This is a genomic window from Ningiella ruwaisensis, from assembly GCF_004798935.1.
Taxonomy (GTDB): domain Bacteria; phylum Pseudomonadota; class Gammaproteobacteria; order Enterobacterales; family Alteromonadaceae; genus Glaciecola; species Glaciecola ruwaisensis.
The window spans coordinates 92,167-112,082 of record NZ_RAHT01000009.1 but is presented as its reverse complement, the minus strand read 5'-3'; the positions used below and the strand labels follow the sequence as shown (position 1 = coordinate 112,082).

Here is a 19,916-nt window from a genome sequence, read left to right as displayed (position 1 = left end):
ATGGTCACCATCGATGACATTAAACAAGCACAAAGCTTAATTAGACCATTTATTAAACAGACGCCGGTTGTGAGCTCTAGCCTACTCAATTCGTGGCTAGGTCATGAAATCTTTTTTAAGGCTGAATGCTTGCAGACCACCGGCGCTTTTAAACTGCGTGGGGCATGCCATTTTTTGGCACAGTTAAAAAAGCAGAAGCAATTACCTAAACGTATTGTCGCCAATTCATCAGGAAATCACGCTCAGGCAGTTGCATATGCCGGGCGCTTATTTAAAGTACCGGTAGAAATTTTCAGCGCTGCAAATATATCACCTATAAAAGCTGCTGCTACACAATATTATGGGGCAAAGCTTAGCACCTTTGAGACTCGCGTAATGGCCGATGAAGCTGTACAACGAGCCTCTCAGGAACAGGATACCGTATGGATCCCGCCTTTTAATCATCCCTATATTATTGCCGGGCAAGGTACCGCCGCGCTTGAGGCGCTAAAGCAGTGTGAGGATATTGATATGTTGGCAACGCCTTGTGGTGGCGGAGGACTCTTATCCGGAAGCATTGTTGCTGCGCGAGCGAGTAAACGGGATCTGCGCGTAATCGGTGCTGAACCGCTTGCGGCGAACGATGCAGCCCAATCTCTAAGGCAAGGTAGCATTGTTTCTCTCAAAAGTACTCCAACTACGTTAGCAGATGGTGCGGCAACGCCTTCAATAGGTGAGCATACCTTTGAGATTATCAAACAAGTAAACGCGTTTTATGAAGTGAATGAAACCGATATTGCTTATTGGACACAGTGGTTGCAGCATTTGCTCAAGTTACATATCGAACCCACCTGCGCGATGACGATGCAGGCCGTGGTCAATGAGTTGGCAGCCTCTAAGAATCGGGGTCAACCGGAAAAACAACGGGTTATGGTCATTATTTCTGGTGGCAACATATCTCAGCAGTCTATGCATACGATATGGCAAAGCGACCATCTAAGCACAGTACCTTCGCTTGAGCTTGCTAAATAGTGGTTTAAGCGTTAAGTAAAATTGATTCTAAATAGGAAATACGCATGCAGAAAAGTCCAAAACTCTCTCATTTTAAGGGAAAAGTCTTCTTAGCCTTTTTTTTCATTTCAATGCTAGCTATTGCTGGACACGCTAACAGTGCCACGTCTGATACATGGGATGAAGGCATTCGCTTTAACAATGTAAAAGGCTATACCTTAAATGAGAGAGGTGAACTTGTTGAATTTAGTCAAATGCTCATCAAAGATGACCTCATCCAGGCCATAGGCCACGACTTGAAAGTCGGCGACAAGGCACAGCAAAAAGACATGAAAAATGCTGTTATGCTACCAGGGATAATTGATGCTCACGGTCATATACTGGGTTTAGGTGAAAACCTCCTTCTTGTGGATTTAAGGGATAGCTCAAGTGAAGAGGATGCTGTGGCGAAAATTAAAGCGCATGTAAGCGGCATATCTTCAACCACAGAAAGCCCACCGTCCGAAAAAAATAATGAAAATCAATGGATCATTGGTCGGGGTTGGAATCAGGTTTTGTGGCCGAACAAACAATTTCCGTCTAAAGCCAGTCTCGATAAAGCTTTCCCCGACACGCCTGTGATGTTAAGCCGTGTAGACGGTCATGCAGACTGGGTGAATTCAAAAGCGCTCGAAATTGCCGGCATTACTGGCAACACCCCCTCGCCAACGGGAGGAGAAATCGTCAAAGATGAAAATGGAGAACCGACTGGACTTTTGATAGACAACGCTAGCTACCTGGTTGCTAAACATGTTCCTCAAGCAAGCAAAGAGAATCTTCTTCAACAATTAAATGCTGCAAGTGACCACTTACTTTCGCTCGGTATAACAAGTGCACATGACGCTGGAATTAGCGAGACAGTGAGAGACCTATTTATCGCTTTAGCTGAGCAAGAGACTTTACGTTTTCGGATTTATGCCATGCTAGCTGCTACAGATCCAAACATCGAATCTATGCTACAAGATGGTCACTATGCTGATAAAAACGGCTTTTTATCGATAAGGAGCGTAAAAGCCTATGGAGACGGAGCCCTGGGCAGTCGAGGAGCAGCATTACTGGCTCCCTATTCGGATGATCCGGACAACATGGGCTTGCTCGTCACCCCAGAAGAACGTTTACCCATGTTATTTAATACCGTAATTGGCGCAAACTTTCAGCTAAACTTTCATGCGATTGGCGATAGAGCCAATAGACTCGCGCTTGAACAATTTGCCCGCAGTTTCAAGAATTTTCCTGAAAACAAGGAACGTCATCGTATCGAACATGCCCAAGTGGTTGCCGTAGAAGATATTCCCTTGTTTAAAGAATATGGTGTTATTCCTTCAATGCAGCCAACACATGCAACAAGCGATATGAACATGGCTGAAGATAGAATTGGCAAAACACGCCTTAAAGGCGCATACGCATGGAAAACCTTTCTGGAACAAGGTTCACCCATTGCCTTTGGCAGTGACTTTCCGGTTGAACTGGCAAATCCATTTCACGGGCTTCATGCAGCAGTGACGCGTCAGAATGCAGACAATGAGCCCGAAGAAGGTTGGATACCTGAAGAATCCGTTTCTGTGATTGAAGCATTCAGAGGATTCACCATTGATGCTGCTTACGCTGGCTTTCAGGAAAATCTAATTGGCTCCTTAGAGCCAGGGAAAAAAGCGGATTTTATAGTGATTGATCGCGATATATTCGCAATCGAACCTAAAGAAATCCGAGATACCAAAGTCATACAGACATGGGTAAACGGTAACATGATGTATCAGGATGAAGCACACTAAACGTGTGCTTTAGCATCAACACCATTTTATTATCTGGTTTATTGATAAAGTGTTTTTATCCATCTCTCTTCATTAATAAACCGCCACGCCCAACTATCCCATTTTTCTGGCAGGCCCGCATCCAAAACCGCTTGCTCACTCAAACCTTCCGCTTTTTTGGACTGCACGAAAGCGTGAGTTTCTTTGATCATATTAACAAAGCGCTGTAGGTCATCTTTGTTCGCTAAAGTACCATGACCCGGAATGACTTTTGTATCGTCATCAATTTTGCCAAGCAAGGTTTCTACTGACTGTATGTAACCCGTTACCGAGCCACCGGCCCCCAAATCAATATAAGGGAACATATCCTTAAAAAATAGATCTCCCGTATGTAATACGTCAGGTTGCTCAAACCAAATGGCACTGTCGCCATCAGTATGCCCATCAGCTAAATGAAATACATGGATCGTTTCACCATTTAAGTGAAACTTGATGCCGTCTTGATACGTCACGACTGGCAGCATGGCTGGATTAACATCCTCACCAGAAGCTAGGCGTATGCGCACATTTTCGTGAGCAAAAATGGTAACGCCTTTATTTTCAGCAAAAAACGCATTTGAGCCGGTGTGATCGCCATGATAATGCGTATTCACCACAAACCGTTTAGGCGCATCGCTTAAGTCACTAATAGCAGCGGTAATTTTCTCCGCTAGGGGAGCGTATTGATCGTCAATCATCAAAATGCCATCCTCACCTGCTGAGACACCAATATTACCGCCTGCGCCAACTAGCATATGAACAGAGCCGCCTAAATGCGTGCTGCTTATTTCAACATCGGCAAATCTGTCGTCCTGGCCGATAGCACTTGTTGCAGTGCTAGCTGCAATCATGGCAAGTGCCAAACCTAAAATGTGTTTTTTCATATTTGTTCCATTTTTGCTTAGTATTATTTTCAATGGGCTTAACTTGCACTAACGCGCACAAATCGCGGGACCTTATGACCCTCATGTTCAACCGTTTCTTTGAACATCGCAATGGGCCGAACCCATAAACCTTGATCATCGTTTGCTTTGTCGCTTGTCCGATCATAAAGTGGTTTATACAGCACAAGTGTCTGTTCGGTTTCAGAATGCGTGACCGTATCAATTACTTTGTATAATCCGCCTTTAAAATGCTTGTAAATACCTGGTATGACTTTCATCTTTAGCCTCCTCTTGTAAATCGCTTGTAGTTCAACAAGCTCCTATTTTTCAAGTTGTGGCAGTATGTATGTTGCAAAAAAAGCCGCCACCGGCGCGGCGGTTGGTTTACCATGTTGCCAATTGAGCCCTTCCACGCCAGAGCCTGCGATATCCACATGGGTGTAGGGCAAGGGCTTGTCACTATCAATGTTATGTTTATCCAGACCCGATGCGATACTGAGAAACGCCATAGGGAATTGATGTCCTCTCACAGTACTAACTGAAGGCGCGTTGTTTGAAGACAGCACATCATCAGCTTTTGTTTTGGGCTTGATAAAATCATAATCTTCTCGCCGCACTCGCGATTGCTCGCAAGGATCTGACCAACGCTCCCCTGCATCAATCAAATTTGCACTCACCGACTGGTTGATGGCCACCTGATTTTCTAGCAAAGCCGTGTAAGGCCCAAAGGCGATTGCCGCATGCCCGGTTAAAGTAGCTATGGAAAATATCTGCGGACTTGCTGAACCGAGTGCTTCCTCTCGCATATGAGACAAAATATCGGTTAGCACCATTCTGCCCTCAGCATCGGTATTGCCCACTCTTACTCGCACACCCGCATGTGAAGTGATGATTTCATCAGGGACATATGCGTCAGCGCCAATGGAATTTCTAACTGCTGCAATACTTGCTACAACTTTAATCCCTTTTGGTTTTAACTGAGCTATAGTTTTCATAAATCCAGCAACCGCAGCCGCCCCTCCTTTATCACGACTCATTCCGGCCATATGACCATTAACCTTCAAGTCAGCGCCTCCGGTGTCGTAGGTGATGCCCTTTCCTGCTAAAAACAGAGTTTGAACAAGCTCGCTGTCTTGTTCCCCATGTACTTTGCCAGAATCGTAGCGCAAGGTAATGACTCGGGGATGATGACGCTCAACGGCTAAAGAAGCTCGTGCAACCGCATGTAAGCACGGATAGTCCGTTTTTAAGGTGTGTAGGTCGCTAATGACGTCAAGTTGCACCGGGGAGTTTTTAAACACCGTTTCACAGTAGTTTGCAAAGCCGATAGGTGCCATGCGCTCTGGCTCAGTTCCACATAAATCTCTTGCTACGCGTTTACCCGACTCCAGTGCCGCCAATTGCGTGGCGCGTCTCTCACCTATTCCCACCAGCGCAATCGCATGAACCGTTTCAAGCACGTTTGTATCAAAGGCACCCTCAGCCCCGCTATTTTGCCTCGCCTCTAAGGGCTGCCAAAGCTGTTGGCAAATACCCAGGTAAACGTTTTCTAAAGCAAATTGATAGGCATTTGCCTTATGCGTGGGCCATTCAGTCTGGTCAAGTATTAGTAAAGGATTAATCGCATCCACTTCTGACAGTACTTCAGCGATCGCTTTTCCCATATCAAAAAAACGACGAACATCATCGTAGTCTCTTGCAAGCTCACCTATCGGAACGTGCAAACATCTGCCGCCGGGCATTTTTGCGTGGGAAACCAAAGAGGGGCGTTTACCTATTCTTGGGTCAGTACGCTGCGCTTCCAACAAGGCCTCTTCCAGATCTTCAAATTGATTTGAACTTAATGAAGCGCTAACAACAATGCTCAAATCGTAATCTTCGTGATGAGCAAGCGCATCTTTTAGTGCGACAGCCTTAGGTTGAGGAAATGACATAATACTCCTGAACAAAATTTAATAACTGCGGTGTAAATAAGGGTTAAATACTGAAAGTATAGATAGATACTTCACTTTAACCAAACCTGTTTCATTTACTTTTTATAAAAAGTGCCAATTGCTTATTTATCGATAACGTATATATATTCTTACGCTTACAACTATGGAGGTATTTCACCGTGAAAAAACCTTTGCTACTATTGCGCGCGTTTGACCGTATATGAATCTGCAATATACGAACCTACCGTATTTAAATAAAGCGCAGCCAAATAGCATTTGAACATTACACTCAATGGCGACTCACATGACAAACGACCACATTAGACAGAATATCAGAACGATCGTAAGAGCAATAAAAACGGAAGAGCAATCTCTACGAAGCCGATTCCCGATTTTAAACCAGCAAAATACCATTGGTATGGCTACATTACTCGTGTCTTTCAGTGCGCTTGTCGGCCTTGGAAGCCTCTATTACTTTGGGCTCATTCCGGCTTGGCTTTGTATTATATTGGCGGCCGTAGTGACATCTATCTCACATGAGTTAGAGCACGACTTGATACACAACCAATACTTTAGTAAGCAGCCATTTTGGCAAAATTTTATGATGTTGGCAGTTTGGTTAATGCGACCAAACACAATCAATCCTTGGTATCGCAGAAAGATACATTTGCACCACCATCAGCATTCGGGGACGCAGCAAGATCTTGAGGAAAGATTGGTTGGCAATGGTATTCGTAATCCTTTTTTACGGGCATTGGTCATCGTTGACGGTCTTTTGGGCTTGATCATTAATCGTCGGCGATTCAAAAAAGAAATCAAGGGCTTTAGTTTTGCTGAAGTATTTAATGCTGGCTTTCCTGTGACCACTTTGTACTTTATAGTGCTTTACAGCGTTCTCGCCTTTCATGGGTTAAATTTGTTTTTCCCAATTGAAAGCAGCACCCCTGCCTGGGCGCTTTCGATTATGCAGGTATTTGAGTTTTTAATGGTTGTGTTAATTATCCCTAATATCATTCGTTCAAGCTCGCTCAATTTTGTTACTTCATGCATGCATTATTATGGTGGCGTAAATAATCTACACGAACAGACACATGTGTTAAGCAGTCGCTTGTTTACCCCTTTTCATCTTTTCTGCTTTAATTTTGGACGTACCCATACGATTCATCATTATGTGCCCAATCAACCCTTTTATATCCGACAGTTTATTAGCAAGAAAATAAACAAGGTGATGGCTGAAAACGGCGTTCGCTTCAACGACTTTGAAAGCATTAGAAATGCAAATTATTATTCGCCTAACACATAAAATCGCATATGTGCCAAGTTTTTTTTTGCTGTAAAACCTTGGTTTAAATGAAGATTTAAAGGATGGGAAAGTAAGCAGTTAGTTGCCTGAAGCTTACCATTTAAAGCTCATTTGTGGAAACTCTTCCTGCTCATCTTTTAGTCCAATCTGGACTCCTAGCAGACGCACACGTTTTCCCTGTCCTCTCTCCAAAGCTTCGTGTAATAACCGTAATAAAAGGTCCTCATCAATTTGGTCAAACTTGGCTTCTTTAGTTGTTTGTTGGAAATCCTGAAACTTGACTTTCACCCCTATTTTATCAATGCCTCGCTTTACCAAATATTTTTGTGCCCGCTCTTTTACTTCAGGAACAAGGCGCTGAGTTAAATAGTCTGCCAATTCCTGCTCTGTCGTTTTATCTTCACTAAACGTTCGCTCAACGCCTACGGATTTTCGAACGCGCGATGTCTCGACTTGTCGATAATCGTTTCCTTGGCATTTTTGCCACAAAGAGCGACCGAACTTACCAAACTTTTCAACCAATTCAGATTCGGGTAATGCGCGTATGTCTGCTCCGGTCTGCAAACCCAATTGCTGCAGCTTTTCAAAGGTAACCTTTCCTACTCCTGGTATTTTGTTTAAGGGAAGAGCTTCAATAAATTCATCTATCTGACTTGGGGTTACCACATATTGTCCATTTGGCTTATTCATATCAGAGGCTACTTTAGCCACAAACTTTATCGGGGCGATCCCCGCCGATGCCGTTAAGCCTAATTCTTCATAAATTGAACGACGAATATCTTGTGCAATAAGCGTCGCAGAGCCTTTAAAATGCTCACAGTCTGTTACATCTAGGTAGGCCTCATCCAGGGAAAGCGGCTCTATCAGTGCTGTATATCTGGCAAAAATGGCGCGAATTTGTTGGCTAATCTCTTGATAAACCTTCATTCGACCAGGAACAATAATTAGCTTTGGACACTTACGTAAGGCGATGGCGGCCGGCATTGCAGAACGCACACCGAATTCACGTGCAATATAATTACACGTTGTCAGGACTCCCCTATTTGCAGTCTTTCCGCCTACTGCAACGGGATGACCGGCAAGTTCAGGCTTGTCTCGAATTTCTACAGACACATAGAACGCGTCCATATCCACATGAATAATCTTACGCATGCTGACCTTGACCTGTATATACAGACAGCATTATGCGCAAGTTGGTGTGAAATGAAAAGTATTGTGAATAAAAATGCGACTTCCGCGCTTGAACGACTAGGATGAAACTAACAAATAACCGTGAAAACGAAGCCTCAAATACCAAAAAGCTTCGTATCTTATTGTTAGGGCGTGTTGATCTTTGCTGTATGATTTTGCAGCAAAGATCAACACGCCCTTATTACTAAACTAAATTATCTGATTATCTTTCCACTCTTTTAGCTTTTCTTCACGCGCAGCTTCTCGCGCCATGCGCTCCTTTTTCCGGTCGCATGGTTCTGGGCAATCGCAAGCTTTAGATACACCTAAGGCGCCCAAGCCACCACAAGAGCCTGAAATACTCTTCTTTTGAAAAATATATCCCACTCCCATAGCAACAACCATGAGCAGGAAAAATGCGAACGCTAGAATAAATGTACTCAAAATTCACCTTTAAATAATGTTAGTCAGTCATCAGTTTGCTGTGCTTTTCACTATTGCATTATTTTAACACTGCGGCTAAAAGCATTAGACCGATATTCAACAAATTCATTCCCTTCTTTTGTGATAAATAGGGCAGCTATGCCTTCTCTCTCAGCCAAGTCCATACCTTTTTCAAACCCCATTACGATGAGCGCAGTAGCCAATCCGTCTGCTTCAATACAAGTAGGCGCTATCACGCTCACCGACACTAGGTTATGATCGATGGGATAAGCCGTTTGTGGATCGATTAAGTGTGAAAAGCGTCTTCCCGCTTCTTCCACGTAATTTCTATAATCACCTGAACTAGCAATCGCGTTATCACCAATATGTATTATACGCTGTACAGCGCGCTCAGAGCTAACAGGTTTTTCTATAGCAACCAGCCAATCCTGAGCTTCAGGTTTTTGCCCGGAGAGTCGCATTTCACCGCCAATTTCGACTAAATAATTCGTAATATTTCGCTGTTCTAACATTTCTGCCAGTTCATCAACCGCATATCCTTTTGCGATAGTCGATAAGTCAATGTACACATCCTGATGCGCCTTAATAACTTGATTATTCTGAAGGGTGAATTTATCAGGACCAACTAATGCTCTCGCTTGAGCGACTTGTGTTTCAGTCGGCACCGTTTCAGGCTTTAGATCGGGGCCAAACCCCCAAAGGTTAACAATAGGTCCTACAGTGATATCTAAAGCCCCGTCACTTAAGCGTGTCAGACGAAGCGCTTCTTCAATTACATAGGCTGTTTCGTCGCTGATCGTAAAAGCTGTGTTGGCAGGCGCCTTATTGAGACGCGATAACTCCGAATCCTCAATATAGGTCGACATCAACTGATTAATTTCCAGCAATCGAGTTTCAATATCAGATAAGAGCAAATCTTTATCAAGCTCAGCTGCGCTGCCGTCTGCAACGAATTTGACGTTAAAAGTCGTCCCCATTGTTTTGCCCGTCAGGGAATGGACCTTTTCGTGAGAGGGGGCACACGCTGTTAGCGCTAAACTACAGATTAAAAGTATGGCTAATGAGAAGTTTTTTAAACCATCATGTTTCATAAAAATTCTTTATGTGAATACAAGGGAGAGCGATACGCAAAACACAGTTAAAAAAAGGGGCAAATGCCCCTTTTCAATAACGATAATGTCTAACCACCAAAATCATCAAGCATGATGTTTTCGTCTTCAACACCTAAATCTTTTAGCATGTTGATAACAGCGGCATTCATCATAGGTGGACCACACATGTAAAACTCACAGTCCTCTGGAGCTGGGTGGTCTTTTAAGTAGTTTTCAAGCAATACGTTATGAATAAAGCCCGTGTAACCATCCCAATTATCTTCTGGCTGCGGGTCTGACAATGCTACATACCAATTGAAATTTTCATTTTCTTCCTGAAGCATGTCAAAGTCTTCTACGTAAAACATTTCGCGAAGCGAGCGTGCACCGTACCAGAAGCTTATTTTACGGTCGGTTTTAATTCGACGTAGTTGATCAAAGATATGCGAGCGCATTGGCGCCATACCTGCTCCACCGCCAACAAATACCATTTCAGCGTCGGTTTCCTTCGCAAAAAATTCACCGAATGGACCTGATATTGTAACCTTATCCCCTTTCTTAAGAGACCAGATATAAGAGGACATTTTACCTGCAGGTAAACTTAGATTATTAGGCGGCGGCGTTGCAATACGCACATTAAGCATAATAATCCCTTCTTCCTCTGGGTAGTTAGCCATAGAGTAAGCACGGATAGTCTCTTCATCTACTTTAGACTCAACATCAAAGAATCCAAAACGCTCCCAGTCGGGGCGATATTCTTCTGGAATATCAAAATCTTTATACTTTACATGATGAGGAGGCGCTTCAATCTGAATGTATCCACCCGCTCTGAACGGCACAGATTCACCGTCAGGGATCTGAAGCTTAAGCTCTTTAATAAACGTAGCTTCGTTATTGTTTGAAATAACTTCACAATCCCATTTCTTGATTCCAAACACTTCTTCAGGCAGTTCGATTTTCATGTCTTGCTTAATAGCAACCTGACACGATAAACGACACCCTTGTTTAGCTTCGCGCTTGGTAATGTGATCAAGTTCAGTAGGAAGGATCTCGCCACCGCCCTCTTTTATGTCCACACGACATTGACCACACGAACCACCACCACCGCAAGCAGAAGACACAAAGATACCTGATTCTGCCAGGGCTCCTAAAAGTTTGCCACCTGGAGAGGCTGTAATCACTTTGTCAGGGTCATCGTTAATCATAATCTTAACGTCACCCGTTGGGACAAGTTTTGATTTAGCGAAAGTGATGATAAATACGAGTACAAGTACAATCGCAATAAACATCCCAACGCCAAGATAAATTTCTACTTGATTCATTATTTGCTCCTGTCCACTTTACAGTGAAATACCGGTAAATGATTGAAAACCTAATGCCATTAAGCCTGCAATCATAAACACTGAACCCAAACCTCGAATACCGTCTGGCATGTCGGCATACTTAAGTTTTTCACGCACTGCTGCCAACAATACAATGGCTAATGCCCATCCAATGCCTGAGCCAATGCCGTAAACAACACTTTCACCAAGTGTATATTCACGTTGAACAGCAAACGCAACACCACCGAATATGGCACAGTTTACGGTAATTAGCGGCAAGAAGATCCCTAATGCGTTGTATAAAGCCGGGAAAAACTTGTCCAGTGTCATTTCCAGTATCTGAACCAAAGCGGCAATAACGCCGATGAAGGTCAAGAAATTAAGAAAGCTCAAATCCGCATCAGGAAATCCAGCCCAAGCCAGTGCGCCCGGGGCCAATATATTTACGTAAATAATTTGGTTTACGGGTACTGAAATACCTAAAACCACGATTACCGCAACACCGAGGCCCATGGAGGTTTTGACTTTCTTGGAGACCGCGAGGAAAGTACACATTCCCAAGAACAATGATAGCGCCATGTTCTCAACAAAAATGGCTCTTATAGCAAGTGATAAATAATGTTCCATCGCAATTATTCCTTAGGCTCGACTTGTTCAGGACGAATCGTTCTGATGGCCCAAATCATTAAGCCAATTAGAATGAACGAACTAAATGGCAGGATAAGAAGACCGTTTCCTTGATACCATCCACCGTTTTGTACAAGAGGAAGAATTTCATAACCCAAAATCGTGCCAAAACCAAACAGCTCTTTGACCGTACCAATCACGATTAGTATAAAGCTATAACCCAAACCATTACCTATCCCGTCTAAAAAGCTCATAAACGGTGGTGATTTCATAGCGTAAGCTTCCGCTCGTCCCATTACGATACAGTTGGTAATAATTAATCCAACAAAGACCGAAAGTTGCTTGGAAATTTCGTATGAATACGCTTTAAGGATTTGGTCTACAACAATCACCAAAGAAGCGATGATAGTCATTTGAATAATGATCCGCACGCTTGATGGAATTTGATTTCGAATAAGTGAAATAAACAAATTTGAAAAAGCAACAACGGATGTCAATGCCAATGACATTACCAAAGCCGTTTCCAGTTTTGTTGTAATTGCTAGTGCTGAACAGATACCCAACACATGCAGCGCAATTGGGTTACTGTCGATTATCGGCCCGAAGAGGGCTTTTTTCATTTCTTTTGTATCAGCCATGTTCGTGCCTTATGATTTCCAAGATTGACGTTTAAGATAATTTCCGTAGCCGTTTTCACTTGCCCAGTACTGAAGCGTATTTTCTACACCGTTACTGGTAAGTGTTGCGCCAGACAGCGCATCAACAGCGTACTGATTACCGTTGCCTACATTTTTATCAACACTAATAGCGACTTCACCATCTTTGTAAAGCTGCTTGCCATCCCACTTTGCTTGCCACTCGGGATTTTGAATTTCAGCACCCAGTCCCGGTGTTTCTTTATGTTGATAGTAAATCAGTTCACGAATGGTCTGTCCGTCTTCATCTAATGCTAAAAAGCCGTACATTAAATCCCATAAGCCAGAGCCGTGCACAGGCAACACGATGCGAGTTACCTTACCGGCTTCATCTTTTACGTGATAAACGCTGGCAATGCTAGAGCGGCGCAGAAAGCCGGGTTTTACCTCAGAAGTATCGACTTTTACCGAAAACTCAGGCTGCTTTGCGGCCTTATACATATCGAAATCTTCTGAAGGTTTTTCTACATATTCACCCGTCGACAAATCGACAAATTTTTCTTCAACACGATTTGCATAAATCTGTGCGATTTCATCTTTGCTGGATGCGTTCGCAAGCAAGCCTGCTGCGTTCAAAATATTCGACTTTTTATCAAGCGCTGCGTTGGTTTCTTGCAATGAGCGTAATCCAACAGCTGCACCTGATACTACAATTGAACAGACTAAGCACACTGCTACAACGACGAGAATCGTTTTTCCTAAGGTTTCTTTTTTAGCCGACACGTGCAAGCCTCCGTTTGATGTTGCTTTGAGCAACGAAGTAGTCAAATAGTGGTGCCCACAAATTAGCGAATAAAATCGCCAGCATAATCCCTTCAGGGAAGGCGGGGTTGAGCACACGAATTAGCACTGTCATCAAGCCAATAAAGAAGCCATACATCCATTTACCTTGATTGGTAAACGATGCAGACACCGGATCAGTTGCCATAAAGAACATACCGAATGCCAAGCCACCAATCACCATATGCCAATACCATGGCATCGCCATAATAGAGCTTGGGTCACTGGCAAACAGGTTTAATAAGGTTGCAAAAAACGCAACACCTAGTGCTACACCTGCTACGATCCGCCAACTTGCAATTCCCATGTATATAATGAATAGGCCGCCTATCATAATCATTAGCGACGACACTTCTCCTACTGAGCCAGGAATATTTCCCAGGAAAGAATTGGCGAAAAGCGTCATATCGGTGTAATCCATTTGTCCATTTGCCGCGTTGCTAAGCCATGTTGCGCCTGAGTAGCCATCAGGCATTGAAGCTGCCACCCAGGGTTGATCACCAGAAATTTGTGCTGGATAAGCAAAATACAAAAACGCACGTCCTGAAAGCGCTGGATTTAGGAAGTTACGTCCGGTTCCACCGAAGATTTCCTTTGCAATCACCACACCAAATGTAATACCTAAAGCAACTTGCCATAGCGGGATCGTTGCCGGAAGGGTTAAAGAAAACAAAACAGAGGTTACAAAGAACCCTTCATTGACTTCGTGTTTACGAACCGATGCAAATAGCACTTCCCAAAATCCACCAACGATAAAAGTCGTAGCGTAAATTGGCACAAAGAAACATGCGCCATATAGCATCATCATAAACCAGCCAGAATCAGCAGTTAGTGTTCCACCAATGGCTGAAAACAGTCCAGCTTGCCAACCGTCATACAAAGCGCCACCTGCCTCAATCGCATAAGATGCCTGCAAACCAACGTTATACATGCCATAAAACATTGCTGGGAACGTGGCCATCCACACCATTATCATGATGCGTTTTAAATCAATGGCATCTTTTACATGCGTATTGGCTTTGTTTACTTTGCCTGGGGTATAGAAGATGGTTGCTGCCGCTTCGTAAAGCGCGTAGAACTTCTCGTATTTACCACCTGCTTCAAAATCAGGCTCGATTTTTTCTAAATATGCTTTTAAACCCATCACTTAACCCTCTAATTCAATTTTGGTTAAACATTCGCGCAGCTCTGGTCCATAGTTATATTTTCCAGGGCACACGTAGGTACATAAACTCAAATCCTCTTCGTCCAACTCCAATGCGCCAAGTTTTTGTGCGCCGTCTGTATCACCAGATAAGATATCTCGCAACAACAGCGTTGGGATGACGTCAAGCGGCATAATTCTCTCATAATTGCCAATTGGCACCATTGAGCGATCTGAACCGTTTGTCGTTGAGGTCATGTCAAATTTCTTTTTACCACCCAAGTGACCAAGATAAGCACGCGTGACTGAGTGTTTGTCACTTCCCGGCATGATCCAACCAAAGAATTTCTTCTCTCTGTCCTCTTTGATGAGCGACACTTGATAATGATATCGGCCAAGATAGGCGTGCGGTCCTGAAGCATTGGTTCCATTGAGAACCGAGCCTGAGATTACTCGCGTTGGTTCGTTTGATGTTTGACCTTCAATCAACTCATTTACGTTAGCGCCTAGTTGAGTGCGAACAATTTTTGGTGATTTTGCCATCGGTCCGGCAATCGACACGACCTTGGTCACATCTAAACTACCCGTTTGAAGTGTTGAACCTATTGCAATCACGTCCTGGTAGTTTATATGCCACACCGTTTTACCTAAACCAACCGGATCAAGGTAATGAATGTGAGTGCCTGGCAAACCGGCTGGATGAGGCCCTGCGAATTCATTGACTTCAACTCGTTCACCAGACGCCGGAACACTGGCACCAGGCGCTTTGTTGACAAAAATCTTACCTTCAGTCAATTTCGCCAGAACGTTTAAACCAAAAGCGAAATCCGCTTCGCGTTCAGCCAATACTATTTGTGGGTCAACTGCTAAAGGATTGGTATCCATAGCCGTCACGAATATCGATTTAGGTGCAGAGTCAATTGCCGGGATCTTGCTAAATGGGCGCGTACGAATCGTTGTCCATAGAGCGGAGTCTACAAGAACATCTACGATAGCCTGACGATCTGCGCTCTTTAATGAAGCTTCATCGAATTTTGCAAACTCAATGGCATCATCACCTTTAACGCCAATGACGACCGATTGTAAAACGCGTTTAGCACCGCGATTAACCTCAACCACTTCACCTGCTGCAGGCGAGACAAACTTCACGCCGGGATTTTTCTTGTCCTCAAACAGCAGCTGACCTTTTTTAACGACGTCTCCCACCTGAACATGCATGGTCGGTCGCATACCAATATATTCCTCACCAAGAATTGCCACTTTTTGAGCATCGATTGTTTGCACAATTTTCTGCTCCGGCTCTCCTTTGATGGGAAGGTCTAAACCTTTTTTAATCTTAATCATATGCAATTGACTACTCTTAATGTAAAAACCAATTCAAACGTGCCTCAATCCACTGTATGGAACGTCTCACCTGTGCTATTCCTATCAAGCTAATTAAGCTGATTAAAATTCAAGCAAGTTTAAATTGACCACTACCCTCATAGGTATTAAAACCAAACTATAGGTATGATTTTACAAGCTAAAGCTCGGGTGAACAAAATCCAACCTAAGTTACTATTATTATTATGCTTTTTTTGAAATTAGACGTTTATTCGCGTTAGTGATGTTTTATCAGATGAACATGCACTTATTGAATGGGCGCGATTTTAGCATTAACCACCCCCAAAAGGCTATTGGAATTATACCAAAAGCGTATTTAAAGCAAATGCATTGTGAATAAATAATTCCACTTAAACTTTGATGAAAGCGCCATTTTTCAAGCCAAAGTTAATACAAAAGCCGTCTCCGACAATGAAAAAGGGGCTCGCAAACCCCTTTCACACAATTTTAAGTGCAAGTCGCGTCGCTAGTTTAAACAAAAACCTACGACCATTCTACTAAGGGGTCTACATCGGCCTCGTAATCTACACCTTGAATCTCAAAGCCAAAAAGATTCAGGAAATCACGATGGTATCCCTCATAATCAGATAATTCATGGAAATTATCTTGTGTTACCTGATCCCATAAGCCTTTTATTTTAGCTTGAGTAGCATCGTTTGTTTCAATACCGTCCATACGGTAACGATTCATTTCATCTGTGGGCGGATTTTCAGCATATAGTCGCTCGCTGAACAAGCCTGCAATTTGCTCAATACAACCCTGATGCGTGCCCTCCTCCTTCATCACCTTGTAGATTAATGAAATGTATAGTGGCATAACCGGAATGGCTGAGCTTGCCTGCGTTACTAAAGCTTTCAAAGATGAAACATTTGCCTGGACATTTTTGTCGGGGAGCTGCTTCATGATCGCAGCAGCGGCGCGATCAAGATCTTCTTTTGCCTTACCAATAGTTGCTTGCCCGTAGATTGGCCAGGTTAATTCTTTGCCAATATAAGTATATGCGGTTGTTTTGCAATTATCTGCCAGCACTCCTGCTTGACCTAATTGCGACATCCAGCGCTCCCAATCTTCCCCACCCATCACTTTAACGGTTTGTGCGATCTCGTCTTCATTGGCTGGCTCTAAACTTACCTCGTGCACTAAGTCTTTGTCGGTGTCATAGGTTTTTGTTGTATATGCTTGCCCTACTGGCTTTAACGTCGATTTATACACCTCACCCGTTTCAGGATCGGTGCGGCGAGGTGAGGCCAAGCTATAAATTACGAGGTCAATTTGACCAATATCCGCTTTAATTCTATCAATCGTTTCGCGCTTGATTTCATCAGAAAACGCATCACCGTTGATTGTTTGAGCGTATAGACCTTGCGCTTGCGCTTTTTCATGGAAGGCAGCGGTATTGTAAAAACCAGCGGTACCCGTCTTGCGCTCGGTAGGAGGTTTTTCGAAGCACACGCCTAAGGTTTTTGCGCCATATCCAAATGCTGCTGTAATACGCGATGCCAGTCCATACCCCGTTGAACATCCAATGACGAGCACATTTTGAGGACTTTCATCTGCTTTTGATTCGCCTGCAAATGGCTGGGATTTAATATACTCAATTTGATTTTCTACACTTTTTGCACAACCCACAGGGTGAGCGTTGGTACAAATAAATCCTCTTACTTTTGGCTTGATAACCATCATTGCTCCTAAGTCATTTACAGCAAAATAAATAAAGCGCGCATTCTATAGTGACGCATGTCTTAAACAAATCAGTCCACTGGGAAATGTCAGACATTCCAATAAAATTGTTGCTTGCCCTAGCGGTTATTGTAATAAGCTTGCTCTGATAAAGCGTGATAACGCTTCACTTTTTTATAAAAATCTTCATAAGATGCATAAATTCGATCAAAATCTTCATCTTCGTTTCGTGCCTGCGCAATCACTTGCTCTGTAGCTGTTTTCAGTGCAGCTAACACATCATCTGGCAGCGGACGAACCTCTATCGAATCTTCTTCCACCAACTGTTGCAGCGCCTTATGATTAGCCGCCGTATATTCATCCAACATATCCTGGTTAACTGCGCGAGTCGCCACTTCAACGATTTTTTGTAAATCGCCAGGCAGTGCATTAAATGCCTCTTCATTTACGATAAACTCAAGCGTTGTGCCTGGCTCATGCCAACCACTGTGATAATAATAGTTAGCTGCTTTGTGCAAACCAAAAGAGCGATCGTTGTAAGGCCCTACCCACTCGGTCGCATCAATTGCTCCAGTTTGAAGTGAGGTAAATATTTCACCGCCAGTCAGCGTAACAGGGAGTCCACCCACCTGTTTAAACACCTCACCCCCTAAGCCGGGAATGCGCATTTTGAGCCCCTGCAAGTCTTCAACCGAATTAATTTCTTTTTTAAACCAGCCAGCCATTTGCACGCCAGTACTGCCACCGGCAAAAGGAATTACGCCAAAGGGTGCGTATAACTCGCGCCATAATTTCAGCCCATCACCATAGTGCAGCCATGCGTTCATTTCCGTGACGTTCATTCCGAAGGGGATGGCAGAGAAAATCGGTGCAGCCGGGATTTTTCCTTTCCAGTAATATGCACCGGCATGCCCCATTTCGGCACTGCCGCTTGATACCGCATTAAATACTTCAAAGCCAGGCACCAGTTCGCCTGCGCCATAAACAGTTATCTGCAAACGGCCTCCCGACATCTCGTTGACATAAGTGGCAAAGGTTTCAGGAGCTTTGCCAAGTCCAGGGAAGTTTTTTGGCCATGAGGTGACCAGTTTCCATTTGTAGATTTTGTCAGGCTGAGCGCTTACATCATTATTGGGCTGACTTGCTTGATCGCTTTTTGAGCAAGCCTGCAGCATAAGAAGTGAACACAACAAAAAAAAGAGGGTAAAAAGTCGCAGTACAGGTTTCATTATTTTGCCTCGTTAACAAAGACATATTGCTTTGCTCTAACTTTCAATTATACATCGTATCAGGTAACCAGGTGACCAAAGATGGCCAGATTGCCATTAATACCAACACACCTAGCTGAATTAAAATAAAGGGAATAACGCCTTTATAAATTTGCTCTGTTTTTACCAGGTCACTTGCCACTCCTCGCAGGTAAAACAGGGCAAAGCCAAAAGGAGGCGTTAAAAAAGACGTCTGCAAATTAACAGCGATCATAATTCCAAGCCATATAGGGTCAACACCCATAATAATCAAAATAGGGGCCACAATCGGTACGACCACAAAGGTGATTTCGATAAAGTCCAGTATAAACCCCAATAAAAAGATGATAAACATTACCAGGAGCATGGCGGTAAACACGCCACCAGGCAATGAGGTAAAAAAGTCTTTTAACAAGATCTCTCCGCCAAATCCACGAAATACGAGTGAAAAAATCGAAGCGCCGATCAGTATGAGAAATACCATACAGGTCACTTTTGTCGTTTCTTGCACAACGTAACGAATATTATCTTTACCTAACTGCTTTTTTGCTCCCGCTAAGATAAGCGCACCTACTGCACCCACGCCGGCAGCCTCTGTAGGTGTAGCAAAACCGAATAAAATCGAACCAAGTACGGCGATAATCAGAATAAGCGGTGGAAGTAATGCATTGAGCAATGCGGCAAGGGATGCGTGCTCATTCTTTTGTCCTTCAACGGGGACTTGTTTGGCCGAGAATGCACTTACGCCCCATAAATAGAGCAAATAGCAAATAACTAAAATAAGCCCGGGCACGAGCGCGCCTACGAATAAATCACCCACCGAAACACTATCGGGAGAAAATATTCCCATATCCAGTTGCGCTTTTTGATAAGCACTGGATAGCACATCGCCTAGTAATACCAAAGCGATTGACGGTGGAATAATTTGCCCTAAAGTACCCGTTGCGCAAATCGTACCGCTTGCCAATTCGGGCGAGTAGCCGCGCTTTAACATTGTAGGCAATGACAATAAGCCCATCGTTACCACCGTGGCGCCCACGATGCCAGTGCTTGCTGCTAAAAGCATGCCTACCAGGATAACCGAGACACCTAATCCACTTTTAAATTTGCCTAATACAGCAGACATCGAAATGAGCAAATCTTCGGCAATTTTTGAGCGCTCAAGCACGACGCCCATAAATACAAAAAGCGGCACGGCGATGAGCGTTGTATTGCTAACGATGCCAAATAATCGTGATGGTGCAGTGAGTAAATAGTTAGCATCAAATACGCCTAAGGCGGCCCCCATACCTGCAAAAATAAGTGAGACTCCTGCCAGGGTCAGCGCGACAGGATAACCAAAGAGCAGGGTAAGGCACACTGCAGCAAATAACACCAGGGAAAGCCATTCCAT

General features: G+C 43.7%; 18 protein-coding genes. 3 read left to right on the top strand and 15 right to left on the bottom strand.

Annotated features, from left to right (window positions below; genetic code table 11):
- A complete protein-coding gene (locus D6V41_RS16425) occupies window positions 1-1,011 on the top strand; it encodes a serine/threonine dehydratase (RefSeq protein WP_136252630.1) in 1,011 nt (336 codons plus the stop codon).
- Window positions 1,012-1,055: 44 nt separating this feature from the next.
- Window positions 1,056-2,801: an amidohydrolase gene (locus D6V41_RS16420; RefSeq protein WP_179952566.1), complete on the top strand. Its 1,746-nt coding sequence runs from the start codon at window positions 1,056-1,058 to the stop codon at window positions 2,799-2,801.
- Window positions 2,802-2,839: 38 nt separating this feature from the next.
- On the opposite strand, the gene D6V41_RS16415 is transcribed toward D6V41_RS16420, so the two are convergent.
- Genes D6V41_RS16415 through D6V41_RS16405 form a run of 3 tightly spaced genes read right to left on the bottom strand, consistent with a single transcriptional unit; the run spans window position 2,840 to window position 5,637 of the window.
- Window positions 2,840-3,703 carry an MBL fold metallo-hydrolase gene (locus D6V41_RS16415; RefSeq protein ID WP_136252629.1) on the bottom strand — a complete coding sequence of 288 codons (864 nt, stop codon included), beginning with the start codon at window positions 3,701-3,703 and terminating at the stop codon, window positions 2,840-2,842.
- Between the two features lie 38 nt (window positions 3,704-3,741).
- A complete protein-coding gene (locus D6V41_RS16410) occupies window positions 3,742-3,981 on the bottom strand; it encodes a DUF1653 domain-containing protein (protein ID WP_136252628.1) in 240 nt (79 codons plus the stop codon).
- A 42-nt stretch (window positions 3,982-4,023) separates the two neighbouring features.
- The gene (locus D6V41_RS16405; protein ID WP_136252627.1) at window positions 4,024-5,637 is read right to left on the bottom strand and encodes a M17 family metallopeptidase; all 1,614 of its coding nucleotides are present in this window, start codon (window positions 5,635-5,637) and stop codon (window positions 4,024-4,026) included.
- A gap of 304 nt (window positions 5,638-5,941) precedes the next feature.
- On the opposite strand from D6V41_RS16405, the gene D6V41_RS16400 reads away from it, so the two are divergent.
- Entirely contained in the window at window positions 5,942-6,940 is a 999-nt protein-coding gene (locus tag D6V41_RS16400) for a fatty acid desaturase (protein WP_136252626.1), read from the top strand.
- 93 nt (window positions 6,941-7,033) lie between these two features.
- On the opposite strand, the gene dinB is transcribed toward D6V41_RS16400, so the two are convergent.
- The 12 genes from dinB to D6V41_RS16340 form a co-directional block, all read right to left on the bottom strand.
- Window positions 7,034-8,092, bottom strand: a complete 1,059-nt coding sequence (gene dinB, locus D6V41_RS16395; RefSeq protein ID WP_136252625.1) for a DNA polymerase IV — start codon at window positions 8,090-8,092, stop codon at window positions 7,034-7,036.
- A 228-nt stretch (window positions 8,093-8,320) separates the two neighbouring features.
- Window positions 8,321-8,554 carry a (Na+)-NQR maturation NqrM gene (gene nqrM / locus D6V41_RS16390; protein ID WP_136252624.1) on the bottom strand — a complete coding sequence of 78 codons (234 nt, stop codon included), beginning with the start codon at window positions 8,552-8,554 and terminating at the stop codon, window positions 8,321-8,323.
- Between the two features lie 50 nt (window positions 8,555-8,604).
- Window positions 8,605-9,645, bottom strand: coding sequence for an FAD:protein FMN transferase (locus D6V41_RS16385; protein WP_168711067.1), 1,041 nt, complete (start codon window positions 9,643-9,645; stop codon window positions 8,605-8,607).
- Window positions 9,646-9,734: 89 nt separating this feature from the next.
- Window positions 9,735-10,967 carry an NADH:ubiquinone reductase (Na(+)-transporting) subunit F gene (nqrF, locus tag D6V41_RS16380; protein ID WP_136252623.1) on the bottom strand — a complete coding sequence of 411 codons (1,233 nt, stop codon included), beginning with the start codon at window positions 10,965-10,967 and terminating at the stop codon, window positions 9,735-9,737.
- A gap of 18 nt (window positions 10,968-10,985) precedes the next feature.
- A complete protein-coding gene (nqrE, locus tag D6V41_RS16375; RefSeq protein ID WP_136252622.1) occupies window positions 10,986-11,594 on the bottom strand; it encodes an NADH:ubiquinone reductase (Na(+)-transporting) subunit E in 609 nt (202 codons plus the stop codon).
- A gap of 5 nt (window positions 11,595-11,599) precedes the next feature.
- The gene (locus tag D6V41_RS16370) at window positions 11,600-12,232 is read right to left on the bottom strand and encodes an NADH:ubiquinone reductase (Na(+)-transporting) subunit D (RefSeq protein WP_136252621.1); all 633 of its coding nucleotides are present in this window, start codon (window positions 12,230-12,232) and stop codon (window positions 11,600-11,602) included.
- 9 nt (window positions 12,233-12,241) lie between these two features.
- Window positions 12,242-13,012, bottom strand: a complete 771-nt coding sequence (locus tag D6V41_RS16365; RefSeq protein WP_136252620.1) for a Na(+)-translocating NADH-quinone reductase subunit C — start codon at window positions 13,010-13,012, stop codon at window positions 12,242-12,244.
- Window positions 13,002-14,213 carry an NADH:ubiquinone reductase (Na(+)-transporting) subunit B gene (locus D6V41_RS16360; protein WP_136252619.1) on the bottom strand — a complete coding sequence of 404 codons (1,212 nt, stop codon included), beginning with the start codon at window positions 14,211-14,213 and terminating at the stop codon, window positions 13,002-13,004. Before D6V41_RS16360 ends, D6V41_RS16365 begins: the two co-directional genes overlap by 11 nt.
- Before the next feature lie 3 nt (window positions 14,214-14,216).
- Complete coding sequence (locus tag D6V41_RS16355) at window positions 14,217-15,557, bottom strand: Na(+)-translocating NADH-quinone reductase subunit A (RefSeq protein WP_136252618.1); 1,341 nt, start codon at window positions 15,555-15,557, stop codon at window positions 14,217-14,219.
- A 522-nt stretch (window positions 15,558-16,079) separates the two neighbouring features.
- Window positions 16,080-17,276 (bottom strand): enoyl-ACP reductase FabV, encoded by a 1,197-nt coding sequence (fabV, locus tag D6V41_RS16350; protein WP_136252671.1) that lies wholly within the window; start codon window positions 17,274-17,276, stop codon window positions 16,080-16,082.
- A 119-nt stretch (window positions 17,277-17,395) separates the two neighbouring features.
- Window positions 17,396-18,505 (bottom strand): TRAP transporter substrate-binding protein, encoded by a 1,110-nt coding sequence (locus D6V41_RS16345; protein WP_241664579.1) that lies wholly within the window; start codon window positions 18,503-18,505, stop codon window positions 17,396-17,398.
- A 43-nt stretch (window positions 18,506-18,548) separates the two neighbouring features.
- Window positions 18,549-19,916 carry a TRAP transporter large permease gene (locus D6V41_RS16340; protein ID WP_136252617.1) on the bottom strand — a complete coding sequence of 456 codons (1,368 nt, stop codon included), beginning with the start codon at window positions 19,914-19,916 and terminating at the stop codon, window positions 18,549-18,551.